The 24,918-nt window shown below is 65.1% G+C and carries 18 protein-coding genes, 1 tRNA gene and 2 pseudogenes; 8 read left to right on the top strand and 13 right to left on the bottom strand.

The genetic code is table 11. The features are described from left to right. Nucleotides 1-57: 57 nt before the first annotated feature. From OKW43_RS17975 to hemC, 4 genes and pseudogenes are all read right to left on the bottom strand, one after another. Nucleotides 58-1,091 (bottom strand): annotated as a pseudogene (locus tag OKW43_RS17975) (SDR family oxidoreductase). A 201-nt stretch (nt 1,092-1,292) separates the two neighbouring features. Further along, entirely contained in the window at nt 1,293-2,483 is a 1,191-nt protein-coding gene (locus OKW43_RS17970) for a heme biosynthesis protein HemY (RefSeq protein WP_429448805.1), read from the bottom strand. A 2-nt stretch (nt 2,484-2,485) separates the two neighbouring features. Next, nucleotides 2,486-4,474: a fused uroporphyrinogen-III synthase HemD/membrane protein HemX gene (gene hemDX / locus OKW43_RS17965; protein WP_429448803.1), complete on the bottom strand. Its 1,989-nt coding sequence runs from the start codon at nt 4,472-4,474 to the stop codon at nt 2,486-2,488. Next, a complete protein-coding gene (hemC, locus tag OKW43_RS17960; RefSeq protein WP_429448801.1) occupies nt 4,474-5,472 on the bottom strand; it encodes a hydroxymethylbilane synthase in 999 nt (332 codons plus the stop codon). Before hemC ends, hemDX begins: the two co-directional genes overlap by 1 nt. A gap of 547 nt (nt 5,473-6,019) precedes the next feature. On the opposite strand from hemC, the gene ppc reads away from it, so the two are divergent. The 6 genes from ppc (at nt 6,020) to OKW43_RS17930 (ending at nt 14,666) form a co-directional block, all read left to right on the top strand. Next, a complete protein-coding gene (ppc, locus tag OKW43_RS17955; RefSeq protein WP_429448799.1) occupies nt 6,020-9,250 on the top strand; it encodes a phosphoenolpyruvate carboxylase in 3,231 nt (1,076 codons plus the stop codon). A gap of 163 nt (nt 9,251-9,413) precedes the next feature. Continuing rightward, nucleotides 9,414-10,226, top strand: coding sequence for a helix-turn-helix transcriptional regulator (locus tag OKW43_RS17950; protein ID WP_429407085.1), 813 nt, complete (start codon nt 9,414-9,416; stop codon nt 10,224-10,226). Between the two features lie 140 nt (nt 10,227-10,366). Next, nucleotides 10,367-11,773 carry an argininosuccinate lyase gene (gene argH, locus OKW43_RS17945; RefSeq protein WP_429448797.1) on the top strand — a complete coding sequence of 469 codons (1,407 nt, stop codon included), beginning with the start codon at nt 10,367-10,369 and terminating at the stop codon, nt 11,771-11,773. Nucleotides 11,774-12,091: 318 nt separating this feature from the next. Further along, on the top strand, nt 12,092-12,625 hold the full coding sequence (locus tag OKW43_RS17940; protein WP_429448795.1) for an energy transducer TonB family protein: 534 nt from the start codon (nt 12,092-12,094) through the stop codon (nt 12,623-12,625). Between the two features lie 372 nt (nt 12,626-12,997). Continuing rightward, nucleotides 12,998-14,305, top strand: coding sequence for an MFS transporter (locus OKW43_RS17935; protein ID WP_429448793.1), 1,308 nt, complete (start codon nt 12,998-13,000; stop codon nt 14,303-14,305). Nucleotides 14,306-14,486: 181 nt separating this feature from the next. Then, entirely contained in the window at nt 14,487-14,666 is a 180-nt protein-coding gene (locus OKW43_RS17930) for a hypothetical protein (RefSeq protein WP_429448791.1), read from the top strand. 34 nt (nt 14,667-14,700) lie between these two features. Here OKW43_RS17930 and OKW43_RS17925 read toward each other — a convergent pair whose 3' ends face one another. Beyond that, nucleotides 14,701-14,832: a hypothetical protein gene (locus OKW43_RS17925; RefSeq protein ID WP_281394031.1), complete on the bottom strand. Its 132-nt coding sequence runs from the start codon at nt 14,830-14,832 to the stop codon at nt 14,701-14,703. A 522-nt stretch (nt 14,833-15,354) separates the two neighbouring features. Continuing rightward, nucleotides 15,355-16,359: a lipopolysaccharide heptosyltransferase I gene (gene waaC, locus OKW43_RS17920; protein ID WP_429448789.1), complete on the bottom strand. Its 1,005-nt coding sequence runs from the start codon at nt 16,357-16,359 to the stop codon at nt 15,355-15,357. A gap of 215 nt (nt 16,360-16,574) precedes the next feature. On the opposite strand from waaC, the gene OKW43_RS17915 reads away from it, so the two are divergent. Beyond that, nucleotides 16,575-18,011, top strand: a complete 1,437-nt coding sequence (locus OKW43_RS17915) for a chloride channel protein (protein ID WP_429448787.1) — start codon at nt 16,575-16,577, stop codon at nt 18,009-18,011. Nucleotides 18,012-18,356: 345 nt separating this feature from the next. Here the strand turns inward: OKW43_RS17915 and minE are convergent, their stop codons facing one another. The 5 genes from minE to map form a co-directional block, all read right to left on the bottom strand. Beyond that, nucleotides 18,357-18,611 (bottom strand): cell division topological specificity factor MinE, encoded by a 255-nt coding sequence (gene minE / locus OKW43_RS17910; RefSeq protein ID WP_090542927.1) that lies wholly within the window; start codon nt 18,609-18,611, stop codon nt 18,357-18,359. 14 nt (nt 18,612-18,625) lie between these two features. Further along, a complete protein-coding gene (minD, locus tag OKW43_RS17905; protein ID WP_429448785.1) occupies nt 18,626-19,441 on the bottom strand; it encodes a septum site-determining protein MinD in 816 nt (271 codons plus the stop codon). A gap of 106 nt (nt 19,442-19,547) precedes the next feature. Then, nucleotides 19,548-20,381, bottom strand: coding sequence for a septum site-determining protein MinC (gene minC, locus OKW43_RS17900; RefSeq protein WP_187636597.1), 834 nt, complete (start codon nt 20,379-20,381; stop codon nt 19,548-19,550). A 206-nt stretch (nt 20,382-20,587) separates the two neighbouring features. Further along, on the bottom strand, nt 20,588-21,121 hold the full coding sequence (locus tag OKW43_RS17895; protein ID WP_429448783.1) for a GNAT family N-acetyltransferase: 534 nt from the start codon (nt 21,119-21,121) through the stop codon (nt 20,588-20,590). A gap of 91 nt (nt 21,122-21,212) precedes the next feature. Next, entirely contained in the window at nt 21,213-21,998 is a 786-nt protein-coding gene (map, locus tag OKW43_RS17890) for a type I methionyl aminopeptidase (RefSeq protein ID WP_187636599.1), read from the bottom strand. 172 nt (nt 21,999-22,170) lie between these two features. Between map and OKW43_RS17885 the strand changes: the two are divergent. Next, nucleotides 22,171-22,314 (top strand): annotated as a pseudogene (locus OKW43_RS17885) (methyl-accepting chemotaxis protein); the annotation flags it as partial. Nucleotides 22,315-22,446: 132 nt separating this feature from the next. On the opposite strand, the gene OKW43_RS17880 reads toward OKW43_RS17885, so the two are convergent. Beyond that, nucleotides 22,447-24,054: a hypothetical protein gene (locus OKW43_RS17880; RefSeq protein ID WP_429448781.1), complete on the bottom strand. Its 1,608-nt coding sequence runs from the start codon at nt 24,052-24,054 to the stop codon at nt 22,447-22,449. Nucleotides 24,055-24,790: 736 nt separating this feature from the next. Next, a tRNA-Ser gene (locus tag OKW43_RS17875) sits at nt 24,791-24,880 on the bottom strand. Nucleotides 24,881-24,918: the final 38 nt, after the last annotated feature.

The raw sequence follows: 24,918 nt of genomic DNA, 5'->3' as shown, positions 1-24,918 counted from the left end.
TCGTAGAATAGTCCAGTCGTCTCGTCGGCGACAGTGAACCGGCAGAGCGGCTGCGCATCAAGGCCGCCTGCGCCTCGCCAGCCACGCAACACCGCCGGCCAGCGCCAGCACCGCCGCGCCGTACACCGCATCGCGATGCCGATCGGTAAACATCTCCCAGCAGTACGCACGCGCTTCATCATCGAAGCGACCATGCGCGCCGTAGTCACCCGGTACCGGTTCATAGAGATTCGCGGGCGCATCGGCTGGCAACGGTTCGTCGGTCAGTTGACCGTCGTAACCCGCACGCGCGAGATAGCGATCGAGCAGCGTCGGCGCGACCCGGTTCGCGAGAATCGCCTTGACCGTCGACCACCCGACCCACACCTGCCGCCGCCGATGGGTGGCCGCGAAGTAGATCGCCCGCGCCGCCACTTCCGGCTGAAAAACCGGCGCTACCGGCCGTGCCCTGCGCCCTGTGCGATTGAGCGCCCAGTCGAATTGCGGCGTATTGACCGCGGGCAGGTCGACCATCGTCAGATGGATATCGATGCCATCGTGCAGCAACTCGGAGCGCAATGAATCGGTGAAGCCGCGCACCGCGAACTTCGCGCCGCAATAGATCGACTGCAACGGCACCGACCGGTACCCGAGCGCCGAGCCGACATTGACGATCGTCCCCGCCCTCGCGGACGCATCACGCCAAGCGCGGCCAGCATGCCGTTGACCTGCCCCAGATAGGTCACCTGCGTGCCTCGTTCGACATCGCGCGCGCTGAGCGCGGACACCGGCGCGAATGCGGTCGCCATCGCGACGTTGACCCACACGTCGATGCCGCCCAGCTCGCGATTCACGTGCTGCGCGGCGCGCTCGATCGCGTCGGCATCGGCGACATCGGCCGCAAAGGCGAGTGCGCGCACCCCATAGGTCGCGGCGATCTCAACGGCGGCACGCGCGAGCCGCCGAGGCTCGCGCGCGATCAGCCCAACGTCATAGCCTTGCCGCGCGAATTCGGACGCGCTCGCGCGCCCCACGCCGGCGCTTGCTCCTGTAATTACGACGACGCCCTTGCGCTCGACGTCGCCGCTGCCGGTATCGGTATGCACCGTCATAGCGTCGCTGGCCACTTGAACACCTCCGATGTTGCGCATCCAGTGACGTGGCGAAGCAAAGCGCAGACCCGCCGATTCGAGCCGGGCGCCGGCCGCCGGAACGCCGGCCGCCGGAAAAACAAATGGCCGCAGCGCGAGGCTGCGGCCATCAAGCGGTTTCACAGGCTTTCGCGGCTCAGCGCGTGACCGAAACCGCCGGACTCACGTCACGTTCATTGCCAACGCGCTCTCGCGATAGTGCTGACTCGCCTTGTCGGTGTCTCCTAGCTGCTCGTGCAGACGCGCGAGCGCGCGATGCGAGCGGATTTTCAGCGTCTCGTTGTCGGCCAGCTTCAGCGCGCGTTCGAGGAACGACTGCGCCTTGCCCCACAACTGCTGATGCAGGCACAGGCGCCCCAACGCGAACATCAGGTCCGCATCTTCCGGCCGGTCTTTCTGCCACGCCTCGGCCTTCTGGATCAGCGGCAGCGCATCGCCGCCGGCCGTGTCCGGGTAGCGGCGCAGCAGGCGCGCATCCCAGTTCTGCGCGAGCGCTTCCTCGACGATCTTGCGCGCCTCCTGCGGACGGTTCAGCGCGACCAGCAGTTCCGCGGCGGTGTCGGCAAGGCGCGGCGAATGACGCTCGGTCGCCGACAGCGAATGCCACAATTCGAGCAACGCGTCCGCATTGTGACGACGATCGCGCAGCAGATTCTCCGCCGCCAGTTGACGCAGCCGCACCGCGACCGCCGGATGGATCGCCTCGCGCTTCTCCAGCGTCTTCACGAGCTTCAGCACTTCGCCCCAGTTCTTCAGTTGCTGCTGCGCGCGCAGCATGATCTGCTGCGCGTGGATGCGCCGCGCGCCCTGCGATTGCATCTCGGTCAGCGCATTGAGCGCGCCGTCGGCGTCGCGGCCGTCGGCGCGCATGTCGGCGGTGGCCATCAGGCGCGCGTCCTGCCAGTCGGCTTCATCGATCTGCGCGAGCCATTCGTCGCGCCGCGCGTACTCATGCATGCGATGCGCGGCGCTCGCCGCGATCAAGCCGGCCGCGCCCTTGTTGTCGCCGTTCGACAGCGCGTCCCTGGCAGCCTTTTCCGCGCGCGAGAAACGCCCCGCGTACAGGTTGCCGATCGCGTCGCGCAACGCCGCGTGCGCCTTCGCGACTCGCGCGCGCGCCCGGTAGGCGGCGACGCGCTGCGGCATGCGCCAGATATTGCGGACGATGCGCAGCAGCGCGTAGAGCAGGATGAACAGCACCACCAGCCCGACGACGAACAGATTCAGCGACATGTCGACGCGATACGGCGGATAGATCAGCAACACCTGCCCAGCGTCGAAGCGCCCACCCACCGCGAGCGCGACCGCGATGGCGAACAGCGCCGCGAGCCATAGAAGTCCCCGGATCGCCATGATTAACCCCGGTTCCGGTATTGATTGACGGCCTGCAGGCTCGTATCGAGGTTCGGCAGTTCCACCGCGGCCGAACCGGCGTCCACCTGCTTGACCAGATCGACGACCGTCTGCGTGTCTTTCGACGACGCGTCGAAGTAGCGCGTCAACGCGGACTGCGCCGCCTGCAGGTCGGACTTCAGCGTGGTCTGGTTGCGCGACAGCAGCGCGAGGCGCGCCGACAACAGACGCAGCTTCAGGTTCTCGCGCACGAAGTAGCCTTGATCCGGCGTAACGAGCATCGCGTCGGCGTTATCGATACGGCGCACCTGCACGAGGCTCGTCAGCTGCTCGCCGATGCCGTGCGTGACCTCGTCGATCCACACTTGCCAGCGCGGCTTGCCGGTGGCGGCGGCCACCTTCGCGGTGTCGGCCCACGTGGTCGCATGCGGCGTGGCATGCGGCACCGGTGCTTCGCCCGACAGCGGCAGACTGTCGACGTGATCGATCGCGGTGTCGAGCTTGATCGCGAAGCCGGTGAGATCGGTGGATGGCGCGGCCTTCAGCTTGTCGATGTCCTGCGCGATCGCCTTGCGCACCGCGAGCGCCTGCGGGCTGTCCGACGCGGCGAGGCGCGTATCGGCGCTCTGCAGCGCGAACAACGCGAGCTGCGTGTTACCGGTCAGCTGCAACTGCTGGCTCGCGGCCGACAGCATCTGCCCGACTTCGGCGAGCGTCCAGTCGTCGCGATTGCGCGCGAGATCCGCGTATTGCTGTTGCAGCGCCTGCTGCGCGGCCTGCGCATCGGCGAGCTTGCCTTCGAGCTGCGCGACCTGCGAGTCCGATTGATGCACGGTGGCGAGCGCCTGGTCGATCTTGATGCGCAGCTCGTTGCTCTGCGTGTCGTTGGCCTGCTGACGCTGCGCGAGTTGCTGCTCGGTGCGCACCAGCTTGCGGTTCATCGCGAAGCCGCCCACGCCTGCCGCGCACGCGATGACCACGATGACAAACCACAGCAGCGGTCCGCTCGTGCTGCGGCGCTTTTGCGCTTCGTACGGCGTGAAGGGTTGGTTCGGCGGCAACGCGGCGCTGGCCGGCGGCTGGGATGAGGCGTTCGTGGATGCGTTCGTTTCAGTCATGCGTGGTTGAGCCGGGTTGGACGATACCGGTTGGACGGCGGGAGGCACGGCGGCAACAACGAGGGCTCGGACTATGCGCTCGTCGCCCGCGCCGGACACCGTAATCCTATCAAAACCCAATGCCCGCGCGGTCTGCGCGATGCGGGGATGCGGCGTGACGAGCGGCGCGTGTTTGAGCTGCGCGATCTCGCTGACGGTCAGATGCTCGTGCGCGAGTTCGTGCAGATTGCGTACGCCTTCGGAGCTGGTCACAAGCCACGCGTGCGGCGCGCCAGCGAGCAGTTCGTGCACGCGCGCCCATGCGGCGATCGACGGCTCCGGCACGATGCGTCGGTAGGCGGCCACCGCGTCGACTTCGGCGCCGGCCTCACGCAAGCGCTCGCTGAGCCATTCGCGGCCGCCATCGCCGCGCACGATCAGCACGCGCTTGCCTTCAAGGTTCGCGGTGCCGAGTTGCGCATCGATCGCGGCAAACAGGCTCTCGGAGTCGAAGCTCGTCGATTCGTCGTCGGCGCCCGCCACGGGGCTGATCACGCGATGCTCGGGCGCGCTGACGCCGTGGCGCGCGAGCGCATGCACGCTGCCCGGGCCGACTACGCCGATCGGCAACGCGTGCGGCCAGATATCGTGGTGGCGCGCGAACGCGTGATCGACCGCATTCGGCGACACGAACACGACGAGCGCATAGCGTTCGAGCGATGCGAGCGCGTCGCACAACGGCGCGTCGTCGCTGACGGGCGCGATGTCGATCAGAGGGAAATCGAGCGACGCGAGGCCGGCTGCGTGGAGCTGTTCGACGAGTTCGCTCGACTGGCCGGCCGGCCGCGTGATCACGACCGTGAAAGGCGCCTTCTGCGGCGGCGTGGCGGCCATCACTCGCTGGCCGCCACGCCGGGGCCGGCCGCGGGACCGCTCGCCGTACTGAGCGCGCGCACGATGTCGAGCGCGCCCTGCTGCGCGAGCGAATGCGCCACTTGCTCGCCGAGCGCGAGCGCGCGTTCCAACGTGGGCGCCGGCGCCGACGCCTGAGCGCTCAGCACGCGCTGGCCGTCCGGCGTCGCGACGATGCCGCGCAGATGCAGCGCGCCATCGCGCCAGCTTGCGTAGGCGGCGAGCGGCACCTCGCAGCTGCCGCCGAGCGCGCGCGACACCATGCGCTCGGCTTCGACGGCCGCCGCGGTGTGCTGATGATGCAGCGGCGCGAGCCATGCGGCCAGGTCCGCGCGATCGGCGCGAATCTCGATGCCGAGCGCGCCTTGGCCCGCCGCGGGCAAACTATCGTCGGGATCGAGCAGCGCGCGGATGCGATCGGCGAGACCCAGGCGCTTCAGACCGGCCGCGGCCAGAATGATCGCCGCGTAGTCGCCGCGATCGAGCTTGGCGAGTCGTGTATCGAGATTGCCGCGCAACGGCCGCACGTCGAGATGCGGATAGCGCATGCGCAGCATCGCTTCACGCCGCAAGCTCGAGGTGCCGACCACGGCACCGGCCGGCAGCGCGGCGAGCGAGTCGTACTGGTTGGACACGAGCGCGTCGCGCGGGTCCTCGCGCTCCATGATGGTGGACAGCGCGAAGCCCGCCGGAAGTTCCATCGGCACGTCTTTGAGCGAATGCACCGCGAGGTCGGCGCGGCCATCGGCGAGCGCGGCTTCGAGCTCTTTGACGAACAGCCCTTTACCACCCACCTTCGACAGCGTGCGATCGAGAATCTGATCACCACGTGTCGTCATTCCGAGGATTTTTACGTCACAAGATGGATATAATTTGTGCAGCGCACATCGCACATGCTCGGCCTGCCACATCGCAAGGCGGCTCTCTCGCGACGCAATCACAAGCGTGTGGGGTGGCGTGGAAAACGTCTCGGTGTTCATTAGCTTGCTGCTTGAATTCGGGATGGAATAACAATCAATGTTAGCACGCGCCCTCATTCTCGCCGTTGGCTTCCAAGGCATAGCGGAGCGTTGTGCAGAGGCGGTATCGACGGAGGAGACGGGCTTCGCGCAGCGCGCGTAGGCTCCCATTCCGCCTGTCACGCACGGTCGTTCGCGCACCGCGCGGCGGCATGCGCGATGATGCAATGCGGCGAACATGCTGCGGCAGTGCGTGCCGCGTGTTCGGTCCCGGTACGGGCTGGCGGCCCGTGGCTCCCTCCTCGGTCGTCGGCGCGTCGCGCGATCGGCAGCGCGTGCGTCGTTCCATCGTCCGTGGCGCAGCACGCGCAGGTGGCCTCGCGGCTGAGCCGGGAAATCGCCGTTTGCAGTCGCCGTTTCGAGTCTCTTTTGCAGTTGGAAGCGTAGTCCGTCTTGTGGTACGCCCCGCAGTCCCTGTTGCACGCAGTTCCGTTGCACATTGCTGGTTGCAGTTCCGCAGTCGCAGTTCATCAATCAACAGAATCTGGCTTCCCTGAGGAAACTGATCGTGACGTCTTCCGGATCGGCGCGCCCTGAGCGCCGCAACACTGCCTTGCCCACCGCTCGCCCGGCCGACGCCGCCGCGCCTGACGCCCTGTTCGACGCAGCCGCGCGCGGTCTGTCGTCGAGCGTCGCTCAACCCGGCGACACGCGCGCCGACCGGCGAGCGAAGCGCCGCGCCCTCGCCGCGCGAGCAAGCAAGGCCCCGAAGGCCGCGCAAGCCTCAGTGCCCGTCAAGCAGGACAAGGCGCATAAAGCGACGAAAGCCGCCAAGGCCCAGCAGGCCGCGACATCGGCCACCACGCGCAAGCCGGCCAAGGCCAAGCCCGAGGGCGACGCGATGCGCCCGCGCGCCGCGAAAACGCCGAAGCTGCAAACCGTGTCGCAGGCCGCGTCCGCCGCCGCACCCGCCGTGAAGAGCGGCGGCCGCACGCGCGAAGACAAGGACCACCCGCTGTTCCAGGACATCCGCTATCTCGGGCGTCTGCTCGGCGACGTGCTGCGCGAGCAGGAAGGCGACGCGGTGTTCGACGTCGTCGAGACGATCCGGCAGACCGCCGTACGTTTTCGTCGCGAGGACGACAGCGCCGCCGCGCAGACGCTCGACAAGAAGCTGCGCACGCTGACGCCCGAGCAGACCGTCAGCGTCGTACGCGCGTTCAGCTACTTTTCGCATCTCGCGAACATCGCCGAGGACCGTCACCGCAACCGCCGTCACCGGATTCACGCGCTCGCGGGCTCGGCCTCGCAGCCGGGCACGATCGCCCATGCGCTCGAGCGGCTCAGCGCGGCCGGTGCCGCCGCGACGCCGGTGCTGCAGCGGTTTTTCGACGACGCGCTGATCATGCCGGTGCTGACCGCGCACCCGACCGAAGTGCAGCGCAAGAGCATCCTCGACGCACAGCACGACATCGCACGACTGCTCGCCGAGCGCGACCAGCCGCTGACGAACCGCGAGCGCGCGCACAACGAAGCGATGCTGCGCGCGCGCGTCACATCGCTGTGGCAAACGCGGATGTTGCGCGACTCGCGTCTGACAGTTGCCGACGAAATCGAAAACGCGCTGTCGTACTACCGAAGCACTTTCCTCGAAGAACTGCCGGCGCTTTACGCCGACATCGAGGAAGCGCTGAAGGAACATGGCCTCGAGGCGCGCCTGCCACCATTCTTCCAGATGGGCAGCTGGATCGGCGGCGATCGCGACGGCAATCCGAACGTCACCGCCGAAACGCTCGAAAACGCGATCACGCGTCAGGCCGCGGTGATCTTCGAGCACTACCTGGAGCAGGTGCACAAGCTCGGCGCCGAGCTGTCGGTATCGAACCTGCTCGCCGGGGCGAGCGATGCGCTCAATGAGCTCGCGGCCGCCTCGCCCGACCGTTCGCCGCATCGCACCGATGAGCCGTATCGTCGCGCGCTGATCGGCATCTACACGCGGCTCGCGGCGAGCGCGCGCGTGCGCCTGGGCGAAGGCACCGTGCCGCTGCGCAGCGCCGGCCGCGGCGCGGCGCCGATCCGCGCGATTCCCTACGACGACGCCGCCGACTTCGCGCGCGATCTGCACGTGCTGATGGATTCGCTCGCCGAGCATCACGGCGCGCCGCTCGCCGCGCCGCGTCTCGCGCCGCTCGCGCGCGCGGCCGAAGTGTTCGGCTTCCATCTCGCCAGCATCGATCTGCGGCAAAGCTCCGACATCCACGAAGCGGTGATCGCCGAGCTGCTCAAGCGCGCCGGCGTCGAGGCCGATTACGCGGCGCTGTCCGAAGCGGACAAGCTGAACGTGCTGCTCGCCGAACTCGCGCAGCCGCGCGCGCTGCGCGTGCCCTACGCCGAGTACTCCGAGCTCGTGAAGAGCGAGCTCGCGGTGCTCGAGGAAGCACGCGTCACGCGCGAGAAATTCGGCGCGCGCGCGGTGCGCAACTACATCATTTCGCACACGGAGACCGTCAGCGACCTGGTCGAGGTGATGCTGCTGCAGAAAGAAGCCGGCCTGTTGCGCGGACGTCTCGGCGACGAGCACGACCCCGCGCGCGCGGACCTGATGGTGATCCCGCTGTTCGAGACGATCCCCGATTTGCGCAACGCGCCGCACATCATGCGCGATCTGATCGCGCTGCCGGGCATCGGCGCGCTGATCGAACATCAGGGCAATGAGCAGGAAGTCATGCTCGGCTACTCGGACAGCAACAAGGACGGCGGTTTCCTGACGTCGAACTGGGAGCTGTATCGCGCAGAGCTTGCGCTGGTGTCGCTGTTCAACGAACGTGGCGTGACGCTGCGTCTTTTCCATGGACGCGGCGGCACCGTCGGCCGCGGCGGCGGCCCGACCTATCAGGCAATCCTGTCACAGCCGCCGGGCACCGTCGACGGTCAGATCCGTTTGACCGAGCAGGGCGAAGTGATCGCGAGCAAGTTCGCGAATCCGGAAATCGGCCGGCGCAATCTGGAAACCGTCGTGGCCGCGACGCTCGAAGCGTCGCTGCTGCCGCACGACCACACGTTGGCGGAGCTGCCCGTGTTCGAGCAAACGATGCAGCAGTTGTCCGATACGGCGATGGCCACGTATCGCGCGCTCGTCTATGAAACGCCGGGCTTCAAGGAGTACTTCTTCGAGTCGACGCCGATTGCGGAGATCGCCGAGTTGAACATCGGCAGCCGCCCCGCGGCGCGCAAGCTGCAGGATCCGAAGCAGCGCAAGATCGAGGATCTGCGCGCGATTCCGTGGGGCTTCTCGTGGGGTCAATGCCGGTTGCTGTTGACGGGCTGGTACGGCTTCGGCAGCTCGGTCGCCGAGCATCTGGACAGCGCGCCGTCGGACGCCGAACGCGCGCGCCGTCTCGCGCTGCTGAAGAAGATGCACAAGAGTTGGCCGTTCTTTTCGAATCTGATGTCGAACATGGACATGGTCATCGCGAAGACCGACCTCGCGGTCGCGTCGCGTTACGCTGCGCTCGTGAGCGACAAGAAGCTGCGCAAGCACGTGTTCGAGCGCATCGTCGCGGAATGGGAGCGCACGTCGAAAGTGTTGTCGGAGATCACCGGCAGGAGCGAGCGGCTCGCCGAGAATCCGCTGCTTGCGCGCTCGATCAAGAACCGCTTTCCCTATCTCGATCCGCTCAATCATCTGCAGGTCGAACTGCTCAAACGCTATCGCGCGGGCGACACGAATGCGCGCGTTCGGCGCGGCATTCATTTGAGCATCAACGGGATCGCGGCGGGGTTGCGCAATACCGGTTGAGGCTGGCGCCGAAGCGGACCCAAGCCGGGTGTGGCCGACGAAGGCCACACCCGGCTTTTTTCATTGCGCCCACCCAGCCGCTACAATGGAGCCCGCCATGTACCAGTACAAACCAGGCAAGTATTCCGGTATCTCTACTACCCCTCCACGCGCAGCCGATAGCATGACGACGCCGTCCTCCGCCGATCACCCGCCGCCGCTCGACGCCACGCCGGCCCGCGCGCTCGGCGACTTCATCCGCGCCCATCGCGAGCGGCTGTCGCCGCAGGCGGTCGGTCTGCCGCCGGGACCGCGCCGCCGCACGCCCGGTCTGCGGCGCGAGGAAGTCGCGCAGCTGTGCGGCGTGAGCCCGACCTGGTACACGTGGATCGAGCAGGGTCGGCCGGTGTCCGCTTCGGCCGATGCGCTTGCGCGCATCGCGGTCGCGTTGCAGCTGTCGCGCGCCGAGCGCGCCTATCTGTTCGAGCTGGCCGCGCAACGCGATCCGGCCGAGCCCGACCCCGCCGCCGCCGATGCGCCCGCCACGCTGCTGCAAACCGTGCAGCTCATCGACACGCCGGCCTACGTGCTCGACCGGCAGTGGAATGCGCTTGCGTGGAACGAGCGCGCGGCCGATCTGTTCGTCGGCTGGCTCGACGGCGCGCACGACCGCAACCTGTTGCGCTACACGTTCACCGAGCCGGCCGCGCGCGCGTTGATCGTCGATTGGGAAACGCGCGCGCGGCGGCTCGCCGCCGAGTTCCGCGCCGACTCGATCCGCCATCTGAACGATGCGCCGACGCGTGGGCTGATCGATTCGCTGTCGGCAGCGAGCGACGAGTTCGCGCGCTACTGGGCCTCGCAGGATGTCGGCGGCCGCGAGGGCGGCAGGCGCGAGTTCAACCATCCGCGCGACGGGCGCATCGTCTATGACCAGATCACGTTCAAGCCCGCGCATCGCGAAGATCTGAAGCTGGTGGTGCTGGTGCGCGAATAGCTCCGCGATGGGCGGCAGCGCTTTGGCCGCCCTCACCCGGTGTTAAAATCTTCGTCTTTCTTCGCTGCGGCGGCGCTTTTGCACGATTCGCGCACTCGCGTTGCCAGCCTCTTCACCGCTCGTTTTTACCGCCCAACACCATGACGTCCCAACTGCACAAAAAAGGCGAAGCCTGGTCGGCTCGCTTCTCGGAGCCGATGTCGGAGCTCGTCAAACGCTACACGTCGTCGGTTTTCTTCGACAAGCGTCTGGCGTTCGTCGACATCGAAGGGTCGCTCGCGCATGCGTCGATGCTCGCCGCGCAGAAGATCATTTCCGCCGACGACCTCGCCGCGATCCAGCGCGGCATGGTGCAGATCAAGGGCGAAATCGAGCGTGGCGAGTTCGAATGGCAGCTCGATCTCGAAGACGTGCACCTGAACATCGAAGCGCGCCTGACCGCGCTGATCGGCGACGCCGGCAAGCGCCTGCACACCGGCCGCTCGCGCAACGACCAGGTCGCGACCGACATCCGCCTATGGCTGCGCGGCGAGATCGACCGCATCGGCGAACTGCTCACCGGGTTGCGCGTGGCGCTGCTCGACATCGCGGAGAAGAACGCCGCGACCATCATGCCGGGCTTCACGCACCTGCAGGTCGCGCAGCCGGTCACGTTCGGACATCACCTGCTCGCGTACGTCGAAATGTTCTCGCGCGACGCCGAGCGGATGATCGACTGCCGCAAGCGCGTGAACCGTCTGCCGCTCGGCGCGGCCGCGCTCGCCGGCACCAGCTATCCGATCGACCGTGACGCCGTGGCGAAGACGCTCGGCTTCGACGGCATCTGCGCGAACTCGCTCGACGCCGTCTCCGACCGCGACTTCGCGATCGAATTCACGGCCGCGTCCGCGCTCGTGATGACACACGTGTCGCGGTTCTCCGAAGAACTCGTGCTGTGGATGAGCCCGCGCGTCGGCTTCATCGATCTGGCCGACCGTTTCTGCACCGGCTCGTCGATCATGCCACAGAAGAAGAACCCGGACGTGCCCGAGCTCGCGCGCGGCAAGACCGGCCGCGTGAACGGCCATCTGATGGCGCTGCTGACGCTGATGAAGGGCCAGCCGCTCGCGTACAACAAGGACAACCAGGAAGACAAGGAGCCGCTGTTCGACACCGTCGATACGGTCGCCGACACGCTGCGCATCTTCGCTGAAATGGTCGCCGGCATCACGGTCAAGCCGCAAGCGATGCGCGACGCCGCGCTGCAAGGCTTCTCGACCGCGACCGACCTCGCCGACTATCTCGTCAAGCGCGGCCTGCCGTTTCGCGACGCGCACGAAGCAGTCGCGCTCGCGGTGCGCGTGTGCGCCGATCGCGGCTGCGATCTCGCGGACCTGACGCTCGACGAAATGCGCGGCGAACTGCCGAACGTCGCGCATCTGATCGGCGACGACGTGTTCTCGTATCTGACGCTCGAGGGCTCGGTGGCGAGCCGCAATCATCCGGGCGGCACCGCGCCCGAGCAAGTGCTCGCCGCGGTGAAGGCGGCGCGTGCGGCGTTGAAGTGATCGATGGTTGGCCAGCGCTGTGAGCCTGGGCTTGCGGCGTCGCGGCTTGAACCGGGATCGAAAAGGCGGATCCGTTTGACGGGTTCGCCTTTTTTATTGCACGCGCGTGAATGGGAAATCGAAGGCAAAAGAAAGCCCGCCAGAAGCGGGCTGAAAAGACTTCCACCGATGCCTCATCAAGAGGCCATCAGAGTGTAAGCGGGTTTCGTCCGGCGACCAATGCGCGCATATTTCCCGCCCTTACATGGGCGAACGCCAATTGAATACCAGCGGTTTTTGACTACCATTCAATCATGCTCTCATCGCGGTTCGTCGACGATGCTCACTCGCACTTCTCCCCCTCCCGTTCCTCGCCGTGTGGCTCGGCACTTCGCCACGGCGGCGCGCCCGTATCGGCTATGGCTCTGCGCGCTCGCGGTTGCCGCCGTGGCCGGCTGCACGATCACGCCGCCGGCGCCGCGCGAAACCGTCAACACACCGGTGGCCGCGATCAACAGCGCAACGCTCGATCAATACCGCGATGCGGTCGCGCGGCGGATCGTCGAGCGCAATCCGTCGTACGTGCTGCAAGGCAAGCCGCAGGCGATGCTGCGCTCGCTCGTGGTGGTGTCGTTCACGGTCGACGGTAATGGACACATCATCGAGTCGTCGGTGTATCGCACGAACGGCGACGACGAAGCCGAGAGCACCGCGCTCGCGTCGCTGCGCCGCTCGGCGCCGCTGCCGCAACCGCCCGGCAAGCTGCTGAACGGCCGCGGCCAGCTCGAGCTGTTCGAAGACTGGCTGTTCAACGATAACGGCAAATTCCAGTTGCGCGAACTCGCCTCGCCGCAAGCGGAAACCTTCAACTGAGCGCGGTTTGCGCGTGCGATCCCAAGCACCGCCCCGCGCATCACCGCATGGGTCGGCCACGCATGACCCAGTCAGGCCATCGCGCATAGCGCATGGCACGCCCTTCGTTGCCGCACAAGCTTACGCCGCCATTGCTGCGCGACAAGCACGCTCGCTATAATTTTCCGATTCCCCGCGCCGGAGCCTTCCGGCATGGCTCACGCCGTCCGCACACCCGCCGGCGCGGCGCACGAGCCGACTGCAGTGCTGCGCCGCCACCCGCGCGCGGCGCCCACCAAACCTATACCTCAACGAGGATGCCGCGTTTGCGCGCCGCGTGTCTGCGAAGCACGGCACAGCGCCGCGCGGCGTCACGACAAATGGAGACCCTGCATGTCCACTTCGCCGATTTCCGCGGCCCAGCCCGCAAGCGGGCAAAACAGCAGCGCGCGCATCATCTTCGCGAGCTTCATCGGCACCGCGATCGAGTTCTACGATTTCTATGTCTACGCGACCGCCGCGGCGCTCGTGATCGGACCGGTATTCTTCCCGCATGGCTCGGCCACCGCGCAGGCGCTGTCGGCGTTCGTCACGTTCGGCATCGCGTTCGTCGCGCGACCGATCGGCTCGTTCCTGTTCGGCCACTTCGGCGACCGCATCGGCCGCAAATCGACTCTGGTTGTCTCGCTGCTCGTGATGGGCTTGTCGACCACGCTGATCGGCTTCGTGCCGGGCTACGACGCGATCGGCAGCCTCGCGCCGATCCTGCTGTGCGTGCTGCGTTTCGGCCAGGGCATCGGCCTCGGCGGCGAATGGGGCGGTGCCGCGCTGCTCGCCACCGAAAACGCGCCGGCCGGCAAGCGTGGCTGGTTCGGCATGTTCCCGCAGCTTGGCCCGTCGGTCGGCTTTCTGGCGTCCAACGGCCTGTTCTTCGCGCTCGCGCTGTCGCTGTCCGACGAGCAGTTCCGCAGCTGGGGCTGGCGCGTGCCGTTCATCGTCAGCGCGGTGCTGGTTGCGCTCGGCCTGTACGTGCGGCTGAAGATTGCCGAGACGCCCGCGTTCCAGGCAGCGATCGAGCGCAAGGAACGGGTGCGCGTGCCGATCGCGACGCTGTTCTCGCAGCACTGGGTGCCGACCGTGCTCGGCGCGCTCGCGATGGTGGTCTGCTACACGCTGTTCTATAACGCGACGACGTTCTCGCTGTCGTACGGCGTCGGGTCGCTGCATATTCCGCGGCAAACCTTCCTTGGCCTGCTGTGCATCGCCGTCGTGTTCATGGCGCTCGCGACACCGCTGTCGGCCCGCGCGAGCGACCGCTTCGGGCGCAAGCCGGTGCTGATCGTCGGCATCATCGCGGCGATCCTGTCGGGCTTCACGATGGCGCCGCTGCTCGGCAGCGGCGAGCCGTTGCTGGTGCTGCTATTCCTCGTGATCCAGCTGTTCCTGATGGGCGTGACGTTCGCGCCGATGGGCGCGCTGCTGCCGGAGCTGTTTCCGACCAACGTGCGCTATACGGGCGCCGGCGTCGCCTATAACCTCGGCGGGATTCTTGGCGCGTCGGTCGCGCCGTACATCGCGCAGGTGCTCGCCGCGCACGGCGGGTTGCCGTGGGTCGGCGCGTACGTGTCGGTCGCGGCGGCCGTGAGCCTGGTCGGCGTGCTGTGCATGCGCGAAACGCGCAATGAGAGTCTGATGAAGTGATGCAACACGCATCGACGGGCTAACGCTTCCATCGATGCGCGTTTGCCGATGCCCGGGCGATGCCAGCTCGATGCCGTCCTCGCTATTTCCGCAAGCCGGTCCGGTATATCCCCTGCCTTGCGCGACTTTTTGACTTGCCTATACTCCCTGCATAACCCTAAAAAAAGCAGGGGAGACTCGCATGATCGTCCATCTTCACAATGCCGATATCGTCCTGATCATCGCGCTGGCTTTGCTCGGCTCGCTGCTGCTCGCGCTGCGCTTCCGTCCGTCGACATGGAAAGGCATCGTCGTCGAGGCGCTGGCCGCGAACGCCGCGGCCATTGCCGCGGTGGTCGCGTTCGAAATGCTCGTCGCCTGAGGCCGCTGCTTCGAGCCTGAGCGCGGCGCGCGGCTTAGCGGTAGTAGCCGTGATGATAGTAGCCACCGCCGCCGTAGTAGTAACCCGGCGCCGGCGCGATGACACAGCCGCCGAGTGCCGATGCGAGCAGCGTGCCGGCCACGAGAGTCAGGATCAAGCGTTTCATGTTGTTCTCCATCGAGTCAGATTGATTCGAGCGCAAACCCCGAATGACCCGATTGGACACGATGCGCGCCGCGGCGAACGTTGCCATTTGTAAGGGAAGATCACCGAGCTGTTACAGGATCTACGCACTGGATCGACGCGTATGATCGACGCGCCTCGCTCGCCGCCGGATCGCGCCGCCATGGCGGAAAACACCGCCTATACTCCATTGAGCGCACTAGCGCGATGGAAGCCTTGCTGGCCGTGCCAGCCTCGCCGCAATGGAGCGGTTCAAGGCGCGCCGCGCAAGCCTCGACGCACCGCGGCATGCCAGCCTGCCGCCTTTGCGTCTGCGCACCTGACGCTTCGGTGCCCAACGAAAAGCGACAGTTTTAACAGACGTGTAATCGATTCCTCTTCGCCCGCTGTTCCCCGACACGGGCGTTCTTCGAGGCGCGACGATGCGCTCGCTGCCCGTAAGGGCGGACTGCGCGTCGCGCCTCTTTTCTTTGGCGCAAACGATTGCGCGATCGCGCGAACCAACTCAGGCGGCCGCTGACCTTTGCTGCATCGCAAGCACCGGCTCTGCCGCTTGCACGTAGTCGATCGCTTCGAGCGCCGCGCTGATGGGCGGCACCGAGTGGCCGTCGCCGATCGAGGTCGAGCGATGCGGCGCCTCGATGCCGCAATGCGATGGCGACGTCGCGACGAAGATCATCACGGTGCGCTTCTGCAGCGCATGCGCGAGGTGCACGAAGCCCGTATCGGTACCAACCACGAGCGCGCACGCGTCGATCATCTGCGCGACTTCCGTCACGCTCATTTGCGGCAGCACCCTCGCGCCCGGCACCTGCGCGGCGATTTGCCCGGCTTCGGCAAGCTCACCGTCCGAACCCCACGGCAGCACGACACGAAAACCACGCTCGCTCAACTCGCGCCCCACCGCCACCCAGTGCGTGAGCGGCCATTTCTTGTCGGCTTTCGAGGTGGCGTGAAAGAGCGCCGCGACAGGCCCGTCCTGCGTTGCGAACGGCTGCGTGACGGGTTCGGGTAGCTGCAGGTTGTAGATGGGCGGGCCTGCCACTTCGTGGCCGAGCGCCTCGCTGGCGCTGATGCGCATGCCGTGCCACGCGCTGCCTGGTGGACGTGGGCCGAAACGCCCGGTGTAGGCGAACGCGGCGCCGCGCTCGCCCAGATTCTGCGACTGATAGCCGATGCGCCGCGACGAGCGCGCAAGGAAGGCGATGATCGCGCTCTTGTAGACGCCGTGGATATCGATGATGTAGTCGTAGCGATACGCGCGCAACTCGGCGATCGATGCCCAGATCGCCTTCAGATCGCTCCAGCGGCGCGTCTGCTTGAAGCGGCGCAGCGGCGCGCACAGCACGCGATCGACGCCCTGGCTCCAACGCACGACTTCCGCAAATGCTTCGTCCGCCGCCCAATCCACCTGAACGCCAGGAAACGCGCGTTTGATATCGGCAACGACTGGCAACGCCTGCACGATATCGCCTAGTGAAGTGACCTTGACGATAAGGATTCGCTTCATTGAGGTTTTTCGTTGTTCGAAGTTGAAACTATTCTAGCTGACGTATTTACCGATCCCTGCCAAATGGGCATCGCCAGCGGTCCGGTTCTCAATACGGCGCGTTACAGCAAAGAAAATCGCCTGACGATCCATCGTACATGGTTATTTCAATCATCTTCCACGCCTTCTGGTCGGCGCCCACGTTTTATACTTGGCTCTTTGCACGACTCTCATTCATGTCCCGGCCCTTCCTTTCCCGTTCGCCCGCCGTCGCGCGTCGCGCGAAACGCCTGTGGCGGCAATACGGTATCTTCTGGCTCGGTGCGATCGCCGTCGGTCTGGTCGCGGTGCTCTATGCGCGTCTGATCGACTGGGGGTATGACGCGTTTCTCGACGTCCAGCATCGGTACGCGTGGGCGCCGCTCATCATCACACCCGCGGTCGCCGCGCTCGCGGTCTGGCTCACGCGCAAGTTCTTTCGCGGCTCAGAGGGCAGCGGCATCCCGCAGGTGATCGCGACGCTGCACACGAAGCAGCGCGGGTACGGCACGCGGCTGCTGTCGCTGCGGCTTCTGCTCGGCAAGATCGGCGTGTCGTTTCTCGCGATTCTCGGCGGCTTCACGATCGGCCGCGAAGGACCGACCGTGCAGGTCGGCGCCGCGCTGATGTTCAATTTGCGCCGGTTCTATCCGCGCTCGAATGCGCAGATCGAGCGGCAGCTCGCGTTGGCGGGCGCGGCAGCGGGTTTATCGGCGGCGTTCAATACACCGCTCGCGGGCGTCGTGTTCGCGATCGAGGAATTGACGCGCAGCTTCGAGGCTCGCACGAGCGGCGTGCTGATCACGGCGATCATCGTCGCGGGCGTGGTCGCGCTTGGCCTGAACGGCAACTACACGTATTTCGGCACGATCCAGATCGGCGCGCATTTTCCCGATCTGCTCGCCGTCGCGGTGGTGCTCACCGCGATCGTCACGGGAATCGCGGGCGGCCTATTCGGCTGGCTGCTGCTCAATACCGCGCGCTGGATTCCGGCGCCGCTGCGTCAGTTGCATGGCGAGCGGCCGGTCGTGTTCGCCGCGCTGTGCGGCTTCACGATCGCGGTGGTCGGCGTGATCTCGGGCGGCACGACGTTCGGCAGCGGCTATACGGAAGCGCGCGGCCTGCTCGAGGGACACGAGCAATTGTCGGTGTTCTATCCGTTCCTGAAGATGATCGCGATGGTCGGCTCGTACCTGCCCGGCATTCCGGGCGGCATCTTCGCGCCGTCGCTGTCGATTGGCGCGGGCTTCGGCAATCTGCTGCACATGGTGTTCGATTCGATGCAATTGCCGATGCTGATCGCGCTCGCGATGGTCGGCTATCTGGCCGCGGTCACACAGTCGCCGATCACGTCGTTCGTGATCGTGATGGAGATGATCGACGGCCACGCGCTGGTGATTTCGCTGATGGCCACCGCGTTGATCGCGAGCCGCGTGTCGCGCCTGTTCGCGCCGCCGCTTTATGAGTCGCTCGCCAAGCGCTACATGGCGCCGCTACCGCAGCCCGCGCCCGCGCCAGTGCCGGAAGTGCCCGAGGTCGAGGCGCCTGAAGCGGAAAGCGAGGACGGCGAGCCGCGCGCCGACGATGCCGCAGACGGCATCAAGACGGATACCTCCGACTCGCCGCGTCAGTAGACGACCACGCGCGGCGCATGCACATACGGCGGCCGCGCCGGCACGACGACGCAGCCGGCCAGCATCACCGCCAGGGCGGCGAGCGCGAGCAGAATCTTTTTATGCGGCGTAACCGGTTAAATGCGCGAGGGCGACGCTAGGCTGACGTTGCGCGTGTAACGGCACCGCTGGAGTGCAACGGTTCATTTTCGACCGGGAAATGGCGAGCGCCGTGGAGATGCGAAGAGACGGCTTCAGACAGAAGCCAGAGAACGAGCCGAACGCCGCACGGCATCGCGTCGCTCCGACGCGACGCCATGCGACGTCCTGCACATGATGCGAGATGGACCGCGGTCCATCCGAAGCTCAGGCCTGCGGTATTTCGATCTTGACTTCGAGCACCTCGAGATCGTCCTGACGCTCGAGACTCACGCGAATGTCGTCATCGGAAATCTTCACGTACTTCGAGATCACGGCCACCAGTTCGCGTTGCAACGCAGGCAGATAATCGGCGGGCGGATGACCGCCGGCGCGCTCGTGCGCGATGATCAACTGCAGGCGTTCCTTCGCTACCGACGCGGACTTCTTTTTCTCGCCCAGCAAAAACGAAAGAATCGACATTACGTGCGCTCCCCTTACTTGGTGCCGAAGAGGCGCTGCAGCAGCCCGGGCTTCTGGTAATCGACAAAGCGAAGCGATTTCTGCTCGCCGAGGAAACGCGACACGACGTCCTTATAGGCTTCGGCCACATCGGTGCCGTCCATATGCACGGCCGGCAGACCCTGGTTCGACGCGTGCAGCACCGCTTCCGATTCCGGAATCACGCCAATCAGATCGATGCGCAGAATTTCCTGGATGTCGGTAAGCGACAGCATTTCGCCTTCGCTGACGCGCTTCGGGTTGTAGCGGGTAATCAGCAGATGCTCCTTGATCGGCTCCTTGCCTTCAATCGCGCGCTTGGTCTTCGACGACAGGATGCCGAGAATGCGATCGGAGTCGCGCACCGACGACACTTCCGGGTTCGTCACGATCAGCGCTTCGTCTGCGAAGTGCATCGCAAGCAGCGCGCCCGATTCGATACCGGCCGGCGAATCGCAGACGACGTATTCGAAGTCCATCTTGATCAGATCGTTGATGACCTTCTCGACGCCTTCCATCGTCAGCGCGTCTTTATCGCGCGTCTGCGAGGCCGGCAGGATGAACAGGTTCTCGCATTTCTTGTCTTTGATCAGCGCCTGGTTCAGATTCGCTTCGCCCTGGATCACGTTGATCAGGTCGTACACGACGCGACGCTCGCAGCCCATGATGAGGTCGAGGTTGCGCAGGCCGACGTCGAAGTCGATCACGGCGGTTTTGCTGCCGCGCAACGCGAGGGCCGACGCAAAGCTCGCGCTCGTGGTCGTCTTGCCCACGCCACCCTTGCCCGAAGTCACCACAATGATTTTTGCCATTACCCTTACCTTGTGTTCGTCAAATGCGTCAATTGATGCACGGCCCGCGTCGCCGTGAAACGCCACGTGCCGCAATCGCTCGGGGCAGCGCGCGTTTCGCGGCGCTTTACGTGAGCCGCAGCGGTTCGATCATCAGTTTTTCTTCTTCGAGCCAGATCTGCACCGGCTTGCCGAGCACGTCGGCGGGCAGCGGGTTCTCGGTCGTTCGATAGATGCCCGCGATCGAGATCAGTTCCGGTTCGAGACACGTGCAGAAGATGCGCGCGTCGTGATTGCCCTGCACGCCGGCCAATGCCCGGCCGCGCAGCGGCGCGTAAATATGGATGTTGCCTTCCGCGATCACCTCGGCGCCATTGCTGACGAGACCGAGCACGACCAGATCGCCTTTTGCGTAGATGCGCTGACCGGAGCGCAGCGGCTTGTCGACCACCATCGTTTGCGGCGACGTGGCGAGGCGCACCGGCTCGGCGGCGGATGTGGAATCGGCGGCGGCCGCGGCCGTGCCGGCTGCCGCGCTGGCGGTTGCGGACGCAGTGCTCGTCCCCGGGCTCGTCTCGGTGGCAGGTGCCGTGTCCGCCGCCGTCGCGGTGCTGTCGTCATCGGTCTGCTTCGCCGGCGCGCCGCGGCGGTCGCGCGCTTCGAGCAGCGGCAATCCCAACTCCGACGCCCATCCCTGCTCCGCATTCGCGACCACGCCGACCGGACGCATGCGCACGCTGTCGAGCAGTTGCGCGATGTCGGCGAGCGGCACGCGCTCGTTGTCGGCGAGACGCCGCACGTCGATAGCGACGACGTCGTTAGCGAAGAATTCAGGGGTCGCCTCGAAGCGTCGCGTCAGTTCGGCACGCATCGAATCGAGGTCGGTCGTTTTGACCACGAACATCAGCGTGTCGACAGAGCCGCTGCGCAGTTCGAAAAAGGGCGATTTCTTGGGCGACATAGGTTCGACAAAAATTTTTGCGTATTTTACAGGCGTACACGCGTGCGGCCACTATTTTTCCCGGGAGAATCGGTGCTCGCGCGCGGACGCAATGCGTGCCGTCGAGGTGATCGACGCGCGACGGCGCGAAAGAAATGCTGGCGGGAAAAGACCGCGATGAAGGGACGGCGATGAAGAGCGGCGCGCGCGACGCGCCGCCTGGGCGATCACTGCTGAAACACCCGCGAGGTGGCCGGCACGTGCCGCACCAGCAGACTTTCCACCTGCTCGGGTGCGCGCTCGACGCGCCGATGTTCGCCGGTCGGGCCAAAGCCGAGCGCCTCGTAAAAGCGCATCCCGTTGCGGTTGGCGTCGGAGACCCAGGCGTAGATTTCCGTGGCGCCCGCATTCGCGAGCCAGTTGCTCGCGGTATCGACGAGCAACTCGCCGGCGCGCAGATGACGCACGGCCGGCGCCACCCACAATTCGCAGACGAACGCGCGGCGCGAGGCGGTGTCGTCGAAATGCGCCTCGATCAGGCCTGCCGGATGGCCCTCGGTGTAGAGGAGGAACGTACCGACGGATTGCGAAACCGCGTGGACCGCCGCGGTCGCGTCGAAACTGGCGGCATCGGCCGACAACGCGTCCTCGAGCGTCGCGCCGAAGGCATACGGCGCCTCCCGCAGCGAGGCCGTGCGGAGTTCGCGAAAAACGGCGCCCTGATCAGCGGTGATGCGGCGAACGGTCAATGACGGACTCATGCAGACGAAAACCCCTGGAAACCCTAACGCATAGCTTTAACCGAACCGGCCGGCGAGTCAAATTATTATTGACCCGAACATGCGGTCTCGCTCACGGCGCCTCATAGTCGCCAGTGCCGTCCGGCCATGGCGTCAGCAGTTCATAGCCGTCGTCGGTGACCGCGACCATGTGCTCCCACTGCGCCGACAGCGAGCGGTCTTTCGTGATCACGGTCCAGCCGTCGCGCTGCACCGACGTGCCGGCGCGGCCCGCGTTGATCATCGGCTCGATCGTGAAGACCATGCCCGGCTTCAGGCGCACACCCTGACCCGGCTGTCCGTAGTGCAGCACCTGCGGGTCCTCGTGATAGACCTTGCCGATGCCGTGCCCGCAGTAGTCGCGCACGATCGAGAAGCCCTCGCGCTGCGCGACCTTCTGGATCGCGTGGCCGACGTCGCCAAGCGTCGCGCCCGGCTTCACCTCGCGGATGCCGGCCACCATCGCCTCGTAGGTCGTGTCGATCAGCGCGCGCGCGACCGTGCTCGGCTGGCCGACGCAGTACATGCGGCTCGTGTCGCCGAAATAGCCGTCCTTGATGATCGCGACGTCGATGTTGATGATGTCGCCGTCCTTCAGGACCTCGCTTCGATTCGGGATGCCGTGACACACGATATGGTTGACCGACGTGCAGACGGTCTTCGGAAAGCCCAGATAGCCGACGTTGGCCGGAATCGCTTTTTGCGTGTGGACGATGTAGTCGTTGCACAGCGCGTCGAGCTCGTCGGTGGAGACGCCTGCCTTGACGTGCTCGCCGATCATGGCCAGCACATCAGCCGCGAGGCGGCCTGCAATGCGCAGCTTCGCGAGATCGTCGGAGGTCTTGTAGGTAATGGCCATGAATTCAGTCGATGTGAGTCGCGGGGTCAAGCGCGAGATGACCCGCCGCGCCCGAGAGCCCGGCGGCCCGCAACCGCCGCTCGATCGGGCGATTTCGGGCAATTGTACAGAGGAACGCCAATGAATCCCCCGAAAACCGGCAGAAGCGGTACGCCACGACGGCATCGACAGGATTCAGCAGGTGGGCATCGCGATCACGCAGATGGACGAGGTCACGCGGCAGAACGCGGCACTCGTCGAGAAAAGCGCGGCGGCGACCGCGTCGCTCGCGGATCAGGCGCGGGCGTTAAGGGAGGTGATGGAGGGGTGTGGATGAGGCGCCCGCACCCCCGCCTCGATACTCTGAAGGGAAGATTGGGCGCCGCCGTCAGGCCCGGCGACATGCCGCTACTGGCACCGGGCAGCATCGACTACGGAGGACGGAACTGCTTGCGTCGACAGCCGCGGCCTAGTTGTCGGGATGGGCCGCCGTGAAGCTTTGGAAAGCACTGTATGACGGATTCAACGGTGAACCGTTGAGCATGATGCCGTACGTCTCGTTGCCGCTGTCGAGCACGTAATACATGACGGACTGGATATTGTGCGTCTTGCGGTTCTGATAGAACTCGCCGAGCTTCGTCGAGATGTAGTTCGAACGATAGGCCTGAGTTTGCTCCGGTCCGGTGTTCCACTCGGTGACGATGAACGGCACGCCATACCGGGCCTTGCAATAGGTCGGCAGATCGAAGCCTGGCTGCGCGCCGTCCGTCCCGACGTCGAACAGATCGCCATACACCTCGTAGTTGTGCCACGTGGTGATGTCCCAGCGCACGGTCGGGTAACCGCCGCTACCATCCGGTTGCATACCGTCCCACAGCGCGTCCGCCGCGCCGACATCGTTCACGCAGAAGTTGATGCCGCATTTGGCGTTGGACTGAACCGACTTCACGCCGTCGATCATCCCGCGCATCACGCCGCGCATCACCGGCCAGTTCGCGTTGTTGAAGTCCGACGCCCTCGTGCCCGCATAGGTGAAGTTGAGCACGGTGGCGTTCGTCCGCGTCAGCTCATTGCCGCATTCGTAGATCGTGACGCCATACGGCTTCAGTGCGTTCGCGATGCCCTGAGCTACCGCGTAACCCTGGCTGTAAGCGGCATTCTCGCCAGCCAGCAGGTTGCCGTTGGAGTCGTAGACGCCCTGAGTGATCAGCACGATCAGCGTCATCCCCGCCGACTGGAAAGCCTGCGCGAGCCCGATCACCGCGTTCAACTGGTTCGACGCGTTGGCGCAGCCGACGCGATAGCTCGTGCAACCCATGCCCTTCAGGATCGACACGATCTGTTGGGGCGTGTAGTTGTAGTCGAAGTGGCCGTTCATGCCGTAGAACATGCCGGCGGGCGGTGCGATCGCGGTGCGCGGATCGTTACAGGGCAGCCAATGGCCGGCGGTGTCGTTGTTCACGTAGAACTGGCCACCCGTGCCGCAATGCCAGATCTTGCCGCCGTACCACAACACGAGAGAGACGTTGTACGTATCGCCAACCGTCGCCCCGTTGCGGTAAATGACGCCATTACTCAGCGTCCAGATCGCGCCGGACTTGTCGATGATGTACGGCGAATCGGGCAGCGAGGTGCCATCGGCCGAGGTGCCGCCAAGGCGCGGGTCGTTGGAGCCCGTCCAGCCCGAGCCCGTCCATTGGTAGAACTGACCACCCGTGCCTTCGTGATAAATCACGCCGCCGAAAAACAGCACGAGCGAGACGTTGTAGGTGTTGCCTGCCGCCGACCCGTTGCGGTAGACCGAACCTCCGGAAAGGGTCCAGACGTTGCCGGAATTGTCCGTGATGGACGTGGCGGGCGGCATGGAGATGCTGTTCGGATCGCTCGCCTTCGCAGTCGGCGTTGTATTGCTCGAGGTACCGGACGCACCCGAAGCTGCAGCAGCACCGGAAGCGCCAGTCGCGGCGGCAGCCTTGCCGCTAGCGTTTGAGGATTCACCGCCGCCACCACATGCGGCCAAAAGGTAACTTGCGCTGAGGGCCGTCAGGCCGCCGAGAAATTGACGTCGTTTTAACATGCGGAGTAATTCCAAATGTCGGGAAAATTCCCGATAAAAAGACCAAAAAGGATTTGCTTTGATTCGGACGGACAATAAGGATTCATGCAAAGACAGATTTGCAGTTCTTAAAAACAGCTGTCCTGAAGTGCCTTGAACGCACGTTTGTGATGTCCGATTGAACCGATGCTCGCGAAGGTGCTTCTCGCGGTGGTCCAGATTGACAGGGCCGGGTGCGTGTCGGATCGCGATTGTTTGCCCCGCGAACCTTTTACCGATTGTTGCCGCAGATGTCGTTCTTAGGAAAATTCTTCCCGTAAAAGCTGCTGACGGCGTAAATCGTACCCTGAATGAATGACTGAGCCCAACTAAAAATCGTATTTATTTGTAAAAAAAGGCAGATCTTGCCGAGATCTGTGGGGTCGGCGAAGATTCGCACTTTCAGAAGTCGATCAGGGGGCAGGTCGCCCGAAAATTTTTGTACTTCGACCCCCAATAGCACGAGACCGCCAAGCTCCTGGTATGTCCGGCATATGAATAGGGGGACAGTGCAGCAGGTATTGCTTAAGGTATTTGTATGAAAACAGAATAAAAATGAACGCGAGCAATGAATTAGCTCGCGTGCACAAAATCGAAACAATGGATTTCGCCAATAGAAATGATGCTTGAACAACCTCGTATTGCCCTGGCAAAGCAATACGGTAACTTAAAGCAAAAAACCCCTTGATCTCGGTGAAATCAAGGGGTTTTCAGAATTTGGCGGAAAGGGTGAGATTCGAACTCACGGTACCCCTAAAGGTACACTGGATTTCGAGTCCAGCGCATTCGACCACTCTGCCACCTTTCCGGGTATCCCAACTTGCTACCACTTCGTCGGATCCAAGC

It is taken from the genome of Paraburkholderia sp. WC7.3g (assembly GCF_050436345.1).
Taxonomy (GTDB): Bacteria; Pseudomonadota; Gammaproteobacteria; order Burkholderiales; family Burkholderiaceae; genus Paraburkholderia; species Paraburkholderia podalyriae.
This window is presented reverse-complemented; position numbering and strand designations above follow the sequence as displayed.

What these genes read in the sequence shown, in the direction of transcription:
- OKW43_RS17970 (WP_429448805.1), bottom strand. Translation starts at nt 2,483, where the DNA reads ATGGCGATCCGGGGACTTCTATGGCTCGCGGCGCTGTTCGCCATCGCG.
- hemDX (WP_429448803.1), bottom strand. Translation starts at nt 4,474, where the DNA reads ATGGCCGCCACGCCGCCGCAGAAGGCGCCTTTCACGGTCGTGATCACG.
- hemC (WP_429448801.1), bottom strand. Translation starts at nt 5,472, where the DNA reads ATGAACACCGAGACGTTTTCCACGCCACCCCACACGCTTGTGATTGCG.
- OKW43_RS17950 (WP_429407085.1), top strand. Translation starts at nt 9,414, where the DNA reads ATGACGACGCCGTCCTCCGCCGATCACCCGCCGCCGCTCGACGCCACG.
- argH (WP_429448797.1), top strand. Translation starts at nt 10,367, where the DNA reads ATGACGTCCCAACTGCACAAAAAAGGCGAAGCCTGGTCGGCTCGCTTC.
- OKW43_RS17940 (WP_429448795.1), top strand. Translation starts at nt 12,092, where the DNA reads ATGCTCACTCGCACTTCTCCCCCTCCCGTTCCTCGCCGTGTGGCTCGG.
- OKW43_RS17935 (WP_429448793.1), top strand. Translation starts at nt 12,998, where the DNA reads ATGTCCACTTCGCCGATTTCCGCGGCCCAGCCCGCAAGCGGGCAAAAC.
- OKW43_RS17930 (WP_429448791.1), top strand. Translation starts at nt 14,487, where the DNA reads ATGATCGTCCATCTTCACAATGCCGATATCGTCCTGATCATCGCGCTG.
- OKW43_RS17925 (WP_281394031.1), bottom strand. Translation starts at nt 14,832, where the DNA reads ATGAAACGCTTGATCCTGACTCTCGTGGCCGGCACGCTGCTCGCATCG.
- waaC (WP_429448789.1), bottom strand. Translation starts at nt 16,359, where the DNA reads ATGAAGCGAATCCTTATCGTCAAGGTCACTTCACTAGGCGATATCGTG.
- OKW43_RS17915 (WP_429448787.1), top strand. Translation starts at nt 16,575, where the DNA reads ATGTCCCGGCCCTTCCTTTCCCGTTCGCCCGCCGTCGCGCGTCGCGCG.
- minE (WP_090542927.1), bottom strand. Translation starts at nt 18,611, where the DNA reads ATGTCGATTCTTTCGTTTTTGCTGGGCGAGAAAAAGAAGTCCGCGTCG.
- minD (WP_429448785.1), bottom strand. Translation starts at nt 19,441, where the DNA reads ATGGCAAAAATCATTGTGGTGACTTCGGGCAAGGGTGGCGTGGGCAAG.
- minC (WP_187636597.1), bottom strand. Translation starts at nt 20,381, where the DNA reads ATGTCGCCCAAGAAATCGCCCTTTTTCGAACTGCGCAGCGGCTCTGTC.
- OKW43_RS17895 (WP_429448783.1), bottom strand. Translation starts at nt 21,121, where the DNA reads ATGAGTCCGTCATTGACCGTTCGCCGCATCACCGCTGATCAGGGCGCC.
- map (WP_187636599.1), bottom strand. Translation starts at nt 21,998, where the DNA reads ATGGCCATTACCTACAAGACCTCCGACGATCTCGCGAAGCTGCGCATT.
- OKW43_RS17880 (WP_429448781.1), bottom strand. Translation starts at nt 24,054, where the DNA reads ATGTTAAAACGACGTCAATTTCTCGGCGGCCTGACGGCCCTCAGCGCA.